The organism is Acidovorax sp. KPB24-03, from assembly GCF_057546605.1.
In genome coordinates this window covers 1-9,822 of record NZ_BAAJYR010000133.1, presented here as the reverse complement: position 1 = coordinate 9,822, position 9,822 = coordinate 1, and the positions used below count along the sequence as shown (strand labels likewise).

4 protein-coding genes and 2 pseudogenes are annotated in these 9,822 nt (G+C 68.2%); 1 reads left to right on the top strand and 5 read right to left on the bottom strand.

The window, feature by feature from the left end:
• Nucleotides 1-123 (top strand): annotated as a pseudogene (locus AC27KI_RS14475) (recombination regulator RecX); the annotation flags it as partial.
• 51 nt (nucleotides 124-174) lie between these two features.
• Here the strand turns inward: AC27KI_RS14475 and AC27KI_RS14470 are convergent.
• The 5 genes and pseudogenes from AC27KI_RS14470 to AC27KI_RS14450 form a co-directional block, all read right to left on the bottom strand.
• A pseudogene (locus AC27KI_RS14470) lies at nucleotides 175-2,502 on the bottom strand (DUF1631 family protein).
• Between the two features lie 36 nt (nucleotides 2,503-2,538).
• Complete coding sequence (gene secF, locus AC27KI_RS14465; RefSeq protein WP_272566599.1) at nucleotides 2,539-3,492, bottom strand: protein translocase subunit SecF; 954 nt, start codon at nucleotides 3,490-3,492, stop codon at nucleotides 2,539-2,541.
• 12 nt (nucleotides 3,493-3,504) lie between these two features.
• Nucleotides 3,505-5,397: a protein translocase subunit SecD gene (gene secD / locus AC27KI_RS14460; protein WP_487114432.1), complete on the bottom strand. Its 1,893-nt coding sequence runs from the start codon at nucleotides 5,395-5,397 to the stop codon at nucleotides 3,505-3,507.
• 83 nt (nucleotides 5,398-5,480) lie between these two features.
• The gene (yajC, locus tag AC27KI_RS14455) at nucleotides 5,481-5,816 is read right to left on the bottom strand and encodes a preprotein translocase subunit YajC (protein ID WP_487114430.1); all 336 of its coding nucleotides are present in this window, start codon (nucleotides 5,814-5,816) and stop codon (nucleotides 5,481-5,483) included.
• Between the two features lie 285 nt (nucleotides 5,817-6,101).
• Nucleotides 6,102-9,674 (bottom strand): indolepyruvate ferredoxin oxidoreductase family protein, encoded by a 3,573-nt coding sequence (locus AC27KI_RS14450; RefSeq protein WP_487114428.1) that lies wholly within the window; start codon nucleotides 9,672-9,674, stop codon nucleotides 6,102-6,104.
• Between the last annotated feature and the right edge of the window lie 148 nt (nucleotides 9,675-9,822).

Sequence of the window (9,822 nt, the reverse complement as noted above, 5' to 3'; positions counted from 1 at the left end):
CCGGGCGAGACGCCGCAGGAGCGCGCGCGCCAGATGCGCTTCATGGCCGCGCGGGGCTTTGCCGGCGACATCGTGCGCCGCGTGGTGCGGGGCGACGGCAGCGGGGACGACGACGGCGATTGATGGCGCTGATTCCGGGCCCGCGCCGATCCTGGGCCCGCGAGGCCGGCCGGCTCAGTCCAGCAACCGTTCCGGGTTGGCGTCGATCTTGGCCAGCGCGTCGCGCGTGGCCCGCATCGTGAGCGCTTCCTCTTCCTGCGCCACCAGCAGGCCGGACTGCAGGTAGGCGCCCAGGCGCTTGAGCTGCAGCAGGTAGCTGCTGCCATCGGGCGCGGCGAACAGGTGCAGCTGCTTGCGCTGGCTTTGCCACACGTACTGCACCTGCGCCGACGCGCCGTTGTGGTCCAGCGTGAACCAGGCCCCGGGCTGCAGCTCCTGCGCCCAGGCCACCATGCCCGGCTCCACGGGCGCGCCGTTGTCGGCGATCACGTGGATGGACGAGGCATCGATGCCCAGCATCAGCTCGATGTTGTCGGCGTTGAGCGGCATTTCGCCCAGCGTCGCATCGCTGATGTAGTCCTCCAGATTGGCCAGGCGGCGCGCCATGGCATCGATGTGCGCCTGCGGGATGGACGCCGTCTTGGACAGGAAGGCATCGGCCAGCGTGTCGGTCAGCACCTTCACCTGCGCATCCTGCTCCGGCCCGTTCACGCCGAGCAGCGCCAGGCCCTGGCGCAGGTGCTGCAGCAGCGGCGGCAGGCTCTGGATGACCTTGGCGCGGTCCGCCCGGTGGGGCTTGGCGCTGGCGGCCCAGACCAGATCGGCCGCCGTGCGCTTGAGTGCCACGGTGTCCGGGTGCTGCGCGCCGTCGCGCACCGCCGACATGGCCAGCACCTCGGCCCAGGTCTGAAGAGGAAATCGCGGATCTCCTCGCGCACCGGCATGTCCCGCAGCATGGTGCGCAGCTCGATCGTGTACTGGATGGCCAGCGTCTCGCGCTGCTCGACCTGCTGCGCCACGCTGACGAGCTTGGAGGTGGCCTGCTTGGCGGTGAGGAACTTGGCCAGGAATTTCTCGAATTCGTCATAGACGAGCTGGAAGACGCGCTGCCCGGTTTCGGGGTACTGCTCGATCACCTGCACCACGCGGCGGATCTCGCCTTCCAGCGCGCTGCCGTTGATGGCGGTGGCGTCGAACCCCATCACCACGCCGCCCAGGCGGTCGATCAGGCGGCGTGCCGGGTGGGCGACGTCGCTGAAGAATTCGGGCTCGGCCAGCGCCACGCGCAGCACCGGCACCTGCAGCCGCGCGAACCACACGCGCACGGCCGGCGGAATGCGGTCTTCGCTCAGGATGCTCTGGAACATCAGCGCCACCACCTCGATGATGGCTTTTTTCGCCGGGGGTGGAGGCCTTGGCCTTCAGTTCGGTCGAGCGCTCGCGCACCGCGCCCACCAGCTGCACCACGGCGGCCGGGCTGTAGTCCTCGACCAGCGTGGCCACGCCGCTGTAGTATGTCTGCGCCTGCGCCCGGTGGGCCGACAGGGCCTGCGCCAGCGCGGCGGAGGCCGGCGGCGCGTTCACCATGTCAAAGCCCGTGGCAGGCTGTACCAGCAGGCGGCGCAATTGGCCCATCACGCCCTGCGCACGCTGGCGGGCGCGGGCCAGCGGCGTCATGAACGCCTGCATGCCGGCACCGAAGGCCGTTCCCTGCACGCCCATGCGCCCTGGCGGCACGCCGCCCTGGGACGGCATGCCGTGCATGCTCGCCTGGGCGGATTCCCGGGCGAAGGCCTGGGCCGATTGCTGCAGGGCCTGCGACGCCAGGCCCGCGGGGGAGGACGAGCCCCCCGCCGTGCGGCGCACCTTGGAGCGCAGGTCGTTGTCGGGCTTCACGCCCTGCTCGGTGCAGAACGCGTTGACGGACTGGTACTGGCGCAAGACCAGGTCGCCCAGCTGGCGCTGCAGGGGATCGATGGCGGTCTGCAGGTCGCCCCGCTCCATGCCGGCCTCCACCCACTGGTCGACGAACAGCAGGCAGACCGTTTCAGGGCGGAGGATGTCGCGGCCGTCCAGTTCCTGGCCTTCCAGGTGCTGAATGAACTGCCGCAGGGTGTCGAAGGCGTTGCCCGTGTGCTCCATCACCGTGAGCGCCATGCGCGAGGCGATGATCTGGTTCTCGACGACGTCGTCGCTGAGCAGTTCGAACCCGCCCCCGGCGGGCAGCGCCCCCCGGCTGGTGCTGACCAGCGGCAGCAGGGCCTCGGACAGGGCGCGGGCGCAGCCGCTGACCCAGGCCTGGTGGCGCTGCTGGTAGCGCATCCACAGGTCGCGGCGCGTCTGCATCTCGCGCTGCGTGGCCGTCAGGCCCATGAGCTGGGTCAGGAAATCCTGCAGTTCGTTGTCGAGGCCGGGCAGCCCCGCCACCAGGCCCTCCACGAACCGCTGCCGGGCCAGGCGGGCCAGGCGCCGGGGCGCGGTGGGGGGGCGGAGTTCTTCCATACGCCGTCGATTATGGGGCGCCCCGGGGCGTCGCGGTCAGACCGCTGCGCCGGCGTTCGGATCGTTCGGGTCGCCGTCCTTCTTGGGCGGCGCCTTCACCAGGTCTTCGCGCTTCACACCCAGCCACATGGCGATGGCGGCGGCCACGAACACCGACGAATAGATGCCGAACAGAATCCCGATGGTCAGCGCCAGCGCGAAGTAGTGCAGGCTGGGGCCGCCGAAGAAGAACATCGACAGCACCACGGCCTCCGTGGAGGCATGGGTGATGATCGTGCGGCTCATGGTGCTGGTGATCGCGTGGTCGATGACCTCGTGCGTGCTCATCTTGCGGTACTTGCGGAAGGCCTCGCGGATCCGGTCGAAGATCACGACCGACTCGTTCACCGAGTAGCCCAGCACGGCCAGCACCCCCGCCAGCACCGCCAGCGAGAACTCCCACTGGAAGAACGCGAAGAAGCCCAGGATGATCACCACGTCGTGCAGGTTGGCGATCACCGCCGCCACGCCGAACTTCCACTCGAAGCGGAATGCCAGGTAGATCACGATGCCGATCACCACCATGCCCAGCGCCATGAGGCCGCCATGCACCAGTTCCTCGCCCACCTGCGGGCCCACGAACTCGGTGCGGCGCAGCGTGACGTCGGGGTCGGCCGCCTTGAGGGCGCCCAGGACCTGCTCGCTTTGCTGCGCCGAGGTCACGCCCTTTTGCACCGGCAGGCGGATCATCACGTCGCGCGCCGTGCCGAAGTTCTGCACGGTCACGTCGGAATAGCCCAGCCCGGACACGGTGCTGCGCACCTTGCCGATGTCGGCGCTCTGGGTGTAGGCCACTTCCATGACCGTGCCGCCGGTGAACTCCACCGACAGGTGCAGGCCCCGCGTGATCAGGAAGAACACGGCCAGCGCGAAAGTGATGAAGGAGATCGCGTTGAGAACCAACGCGTACTTCATGAACGGGATGTCTTTTCGGATGCGGAAGAATTCCATGGTCCCTCTCCTTCAGTTGGACTTGACCACGGCGGACGTGGTGCTGTCGGGTTCGGGCTTCCACACCTGTCCGATGGACACGCTCTTGAGCTTCTTCTTGCGGCCATACCAGAGGTTGACCAGGCCGCGCGAGAAGAACACGGCCGAGAACATGCTGGTCAGGATGCCGATGCAGTGCACCACGGCGAAGCCGCGCACCGGGCCGGAGCCGAAGGCCAGCAGCGCGAGACCTGCGATCAGCGTGGTCACGTTCGAGTCGAGAATCGTCGCCCAGGCGCGCTCGTAGCCCGCGTGGATGGCCGCCTGCGGCGACACGCCGGCGCGCAGTTCCTCGCGGATGCGCTCGTTGATCAGCACGTTGGAGTCGATGGCCACGCCCAGCGCCAGCGCCATGGCGGCGATGCCGGGCAGGGTCAGGGTGGCCTGCAGCATCGACAGGATGGCCAGCAGCATCAGCACGTTCACCGACAGCGCGATGGACGAGATCACGCCGAACAGCGCGTAGTAGATGCACATGAAGACCGAGATCGCCACGAAGCCCCACACCACGCTGTGGATGCCGCGCTCGATGTTGTCGGCGCCCAGGCTCGGGCCGATGGTGTACTCCTCGATGATGTCCATGGGCGCGGCCAGCGAGCCGGCGCGCAGCAGCAGCGAGGTGTCGTTGGCCTCGGCCGTGGTCATGCGCCCGGAGATCTGCACCCGGCCGCCGCTGATCTCGCTGCGGATCACGGGGGCCGTGACCACTTCGCCCTTGCCCTTTTCGAACAGGACGATGGCCATGCGCTTGCCCACGTTCTCGCGGGTGATGTCCTTGAAGATGCGGGCGCCCTTGGCGTCGAGCGTGAGGTTGACCGTGGGCTCCTGCGTCTGGCCGTCGAAGCCGGGCTGCGCGTCGGTGAGGTTCTCGCCTGTGAGGATGACCTGCTTCTTGACGATGATGGACTGCCCGTTGCGGTCCAGGTACTTTTCGTCGCCGAAGGGCACGGGGCCGGAGCCCAGCTCGGCCGAGCGCGCCTCGGCGCTTTCGTCGACCATGCGCACTTCCAGCGTGGCCGTGCGGCCCAGGATGTCCTTGGCCTTGGCGGTGTCCTGCACGCCGGGCAGCTGCACCACGATGCGGTCCAGGCCCTGCTGCTGGATCACGGGCTCGGCCACGCCGAGTTCGTTGATCCGGTTGTGCAGCGTGGTCATGTTCTGCTTGAGCGCCTGGTCCTGCACCTTGCGCAGCGCCTCGGGCTTGATGGTGGCGCGCACGCGCACGCCCTGGCCGTCGGGGCTGCTGGTGGCCACCAGGTCGGGGAACTGGTCGGTGATCACGTTGCGCGTGGCCGTGGCGGTCGCCTCGTCGCGCAGGCGGATGTCCACCGCCTGGCCGTCGCGGCTGATGCCGCCGTGGCGGATGTTCTTGTCGCGCAGCGTGGTGCGCAGGTCGCCGGCGAGCGATTCGGCCTTCTTGGTGAGGGCCGCCTGCATGTCCACCTGCAGCATGAAGTGCACGCCGCCGCGCAGGTCCAGCCCCAGGTACATGGGGCGCGCATGCAGCGCGCTGAGCCAGTCGGGGGAGCGCGAGACGAGGTTCAGCGCGACGATGTACGGCGGGTCGGCCGGATCGGGCACCAGGGCCTTCTGGATCGCGTCCTTGGCCTTGAGCTGGCTGTCGGGCGAGTCGAAGCGCGCGCGCACCGAATTGCCATCGAAGCTCACGGCATCGGGCACGACGCCCGCGGCCTTCAGGGCCTCTTCGACGCGGCGCTGCACGGCGCCATCGACCTTCAGCGTCGCCTTGGCCGACGACACCTGCACGGCAGGGGCCTCGCCAAAGAAATTGGGCAGGGTGTACAGGGCCCCCACCAGCAGCGCGATCACGAGGATCGCGTACTTCCAGACCGGGTAACGGTTCATGATCGCGCTCTTAACTCTCAGGTCGCGGCGCAGGCCCGCAGGGCCGGCCGCCAGATCGGAACGGCTCGCGCCATCGCTTGGACTTACTTGACCGTGCCCTTGGGCAGGACCTGCGCCACGGCGCTGCGCTGGATCTGCACTTCCACGCCGGAGGCGATCTCGATGTGCAGGAAGCCTTCGGACAGGCGCGTGACCCGGCCGATGATGCCGCCGGCGGTGGCCACCTCATCGCCCTTGGCGATGGCCTCGATCATGTTGCGATGCTCTTTCTGGCGCTTCATCTGGGGGCGGATCATGACGAAGTACAGGACCACGAACATCAGCACCAGCGGGAGCATGCCCGTCAGGGAGGACATGATGTCGCTGCCACCGGCGGCGGCGGCAGGGGCGGTCTGGGCGAAAGCGGAAGAGATAAACACGGCAACAGGCTCCATTCAAATGGATGGTCGTTTCAGACACCCGCCCACGGCGCGACGCGGCGCCAGCCGGGAGGGCAACAGGCGATTGTATGCGGCGCCCCCTGGCAAAGCCCATGCCAAAACCCGCGTCCGCGGGGGTCTTGGCGTGGCAAGGCCGGCCCAAGGGCCGGCCTTCGATGGGGCATGAAAACACCGCTCAGCACAATAACCACTAGGGCATATTGCTATATTTTCAATAGCACCCCATTTCCCCCTCACATGACGGGTAAAGGGGCTTTCGCCCCCTCAGGCCGTCTGGCGCAGCGCCTCCTGCGGGTGGCGCCACTGGTTCATCAGCACCGCCCACTTGGCGCGGGCGGCCTTCAGGTGGCGCTCCTTCACGTGGCCGTAGCCCCGGATGTCCTCGGGAATGCGGGCGATGTCGGCGGCCAGCGGCAGGTTGTCGGCGGTCAGGCCAGCCAGCAGCTCGTCGATGCAGGCGCGGTACTCGGCGATCAGGGCGCGCTCGGTGCGGCGCTCCTCGGTGCGGCCGAACGGGTCGAGCGCCGTGCCGCGCAGGCCCTTGAGCCTGGCGAGCACGCCGAAGGCCTTGCGCATCCACGGGCCGAACGGCTGCTTGAGCAGTTCGCCCTTGTCGTTCTTCTTCGCGGTCAGCGGGGGCGCCAGGTGGTGCACGAGCTTGTAGTCGCCTTCGAACATGCCCTCGATCTTGGCGGTGAACGCCGCGTCGGTGTGCAGGCGCGCGACCTCGTACTCGTCCTTGTACGCCATGAGCTTGAACAGGTAGCGGGCCACGGCCTCGGACAGGCGCGTGCCCTTGCCGCCCGTGCGCGCCTCGGCGGCCTGCACCTTCTCCACGAAGGCCTTGTACTCGGCCGCATAGGCCGCGTTCTGGTAGCCGGTGAGGAACTGCTCGCGCTTGGCCACCACTTCCGCCAGGCCCGGCTTCTTGACGAACTGGATCACCTGCGCGGCCTTGAACAGGGCCTGCACGGCGGCCAGGTCGTGCGCGCAGCGGCGGCCCCATTCGAAGGCGGCCTTGTTGTTGTCCACCTGCACGCCGTTCAGCTCCATGGCGCGCATGAGCGCGGCATGCGACAGCGGCACGCGGCCCTTTTGCCAGGTGTAGCCCAGCATCAGGGGGTTGGTGTAGATGCTGTCGCCCAGCATCTGCATGGCGACTTCCTCGGCATCGAAGCTGGCCAGCAGGTCCTCGCCCACGGCGGAGGCGATGGCCGTGTCGCAATCGGTGCCCGGAAACTGCCAGTCAGGGTTGTGCACGAACGACGCAGTGGGCGAGCCGTGGGTGTTGAGCGCCACGAAGGTGCGGCCCGGCTGCATCGCGGCCATGGTGGTCTTGTGCGAGGCGACGATGGAGTCGCAGCCGATGATGAGGTCGGCCTTGGCCGTGTCCACCTTGGTGGTGTAGATGGCGTCCGGCCGGTTGGCGATCTGGATGTGGCTCCAGGTCGCGCCGCCCTTTTGCGCCAGGCCCGCCGCGTCCTGCGTGATGACGCCCTTGCCTTCCAGGTGCGCCGCCATGCCCAGCAGCGAGCCGATGGTGATCACGCCCGTGCCGCCCACGCCGGCCACGACGATGCCCCAGGCGCTCTCGGCCACGGGCAGCACCGGCTCGGGAATGGGGGGCATCGCGGAGAGATCGCCCTTCTTTTCCTTCTTGGGTTTTTTCAGCGTGCCGCCCTCGACGGTGACGAAGCTCGGGCAAAAGCCCTTCACGCACGAGTAGTCCTTGTTGCAGGTGCTCTGGTTGATGCGGCGCTTGCGGCCGAACTCGGTCTCCAGCGGCTCCACCGACAGGCAGTTCGATTGCACCGAGCAGTCGCCGCAGCCCTCGCACACCAGCTCGTTGATGACCACGGTCTTGTTGGGCGTGGCCAGGGTGCCGCGCTTCCTGCGGCGGCGCTTTTCGGTCGCGCAGGTCTGGTCGTAGATGATGGCCGTGCAGCCGGGGATCTCGCGGAACTCGCGCTGGATCCGGTCCAGCTCATCGCGGTGGTGCACCGTCACGCCCTCGGCCAGCGCCACGCCGTCGTACTTGCCCGGCTCGTCGGTCACGATCACCAGCCGGGCGATGCCCTCGGCCTTCAGGCTGGCCATGATCTGCAGCACCGAGTGCCCCTCGGGCCGCTCGCCCACCTGCTGGCCGCCCGTCATGGCGACGGCGTCGTTGTAGAGCACCTTGTAGGTGATGTTGGTGCCCGCCGCGATGCTCTGGCGGATGGCCAGCAGCCCGCTGTGGAAGTAGGTGCCGTCGCCCAGGTTGGCGAACACGTGCTTTTCCGTGGTGAAGGGCTGCTGGCCCACCCAGGTCACGCCCTCGCCGCCCATCTGCGTGAAGGTGGACGTGTTGCGGTCGGGCATCCAGTTGACCATGTAGTGGCAGCCGATGCCGGCCACCGCGCGCGAGCCTTCGGGCACGCGGGTGCTGGTGTTGTGCGGGCAGCCGCTGCAGAACCACGGCGTGCGGTCGCCCGTGTCCACCTTGGATTCGGCCAGGCCGCGCTCGCGCGCATCGATCACCGACAGACGCGCGTCCATGCGGGCCACGATGTCGGCCGGCACGCCCAGCTTTTTGAGGCGCTTGGCGATGGCGCGCGCGATGATGGCGGGCGTGAGGTCGGCCTTGGGGCGCAGCAGCCAGTTCTGGCTCGGGTTGGGCATGCTCCACTCGCCACCGGAGTTGTCGCCCTCCACCTCGTCGAACTTGCCCAGCACGTTGGGGCGCACGTCGGCGCGCCAGTTGTAGAGCTCTTCCTTGATCTGGTATTCGATGACCTGGCGCTTTTCCTCCACCACCAGGATCTCCTGCAGCCCCTGGGCGAAGTCGCGGGTGATGGTGGCCTCCAGCGGCCACACCACGTTCACCTTGTGCAGCCGGATGCCCAGATGGCGGCAGACGTCGTCCTCCAGCCCCAGGTCGATGAGCGCCTGGCGCGTGTCGTTGTACGCCTTGCCGCTCGCGATGATGCCGAAGCGGTCCTGCGGGCCCTGGATCACGTTGTAGTTCAGCTTGTTGGCGCGGATGTACGCCAGCGCCGCATACCACTTGTAGTCCATGAGGCGCGCCTCCTGCTCCAGCGGCGCGTCGGGCCAGCGGATGTGCAGGCCGCCGGGCGGCATGGCGAAGTCCTCGGGCAGGACGATCTTCACCCGGTCCGGGTCCACCGAGATGCTGCTGGAGGACTCCACCACCTCCTGGATGGTCTTCATGCCCGACCACACGCCCGAGAAGCGGCTCATGGCGAAGGCGTGCAGGCCCATGTCCAGGATGTCCTGCACGCTGCTCGGGAAGAACACCGGCAGGCCGCAGGCCTTGAAGATGTGGTCGCTCTGGTGGGGCGCGGTGCTGCTCTTGCTGATGTGGTCGTCGCCCGCGATGGCGATCACGCCGCCGTGCCTGGAGGTGCCGGCCATGTTGGCGTGCTTGAACACGTCCGAGCACCGGTCCACGCCCGGGCCCTTGCCGTACCAGATGCCGAACACGCCGTCGTATTTCTTCGTCGTGGGGTACAGGTCGAGCTGCTGCGTGCCCCACACGGCGGTGGCGCCCAGCTCTTCGTTCACGCCGGGCTGGAACACGATGTGGTTCTTGGCCAGGTGCTTCTTGGCCGACCACAGCGCCTGGTCGTAGGTGCCCAGCGGGCTGCCGCGGTAGCCGCTGATGAAGCCCGCGGTGTTCAGGCCCGCGATCGCATCGCGCTGGCGCTGCAGCATGGGCAGGCGCACCAGGGCCTGCACGCCGCTCATGAAGGCACGGCCCTCCGACAAGGCGTATTTGTCGTCAAGCGTGACCGTTTCAATCGCGCGGCGGATGTGCTCGGGCAGGGGGGCGTTCATAGCACGGCTCCTTCGCCAGCACGCTCGATGCCCAATCCGCAGCGTGCGGCTGCGCCGCCCCCCACGTACTTGTGGCGCAACCCGCAGTGCGGGTTGTCATCCAGCATGACCGTTTCAATGGCGCGGCGAATGGGCTCGGGCAGGGGGG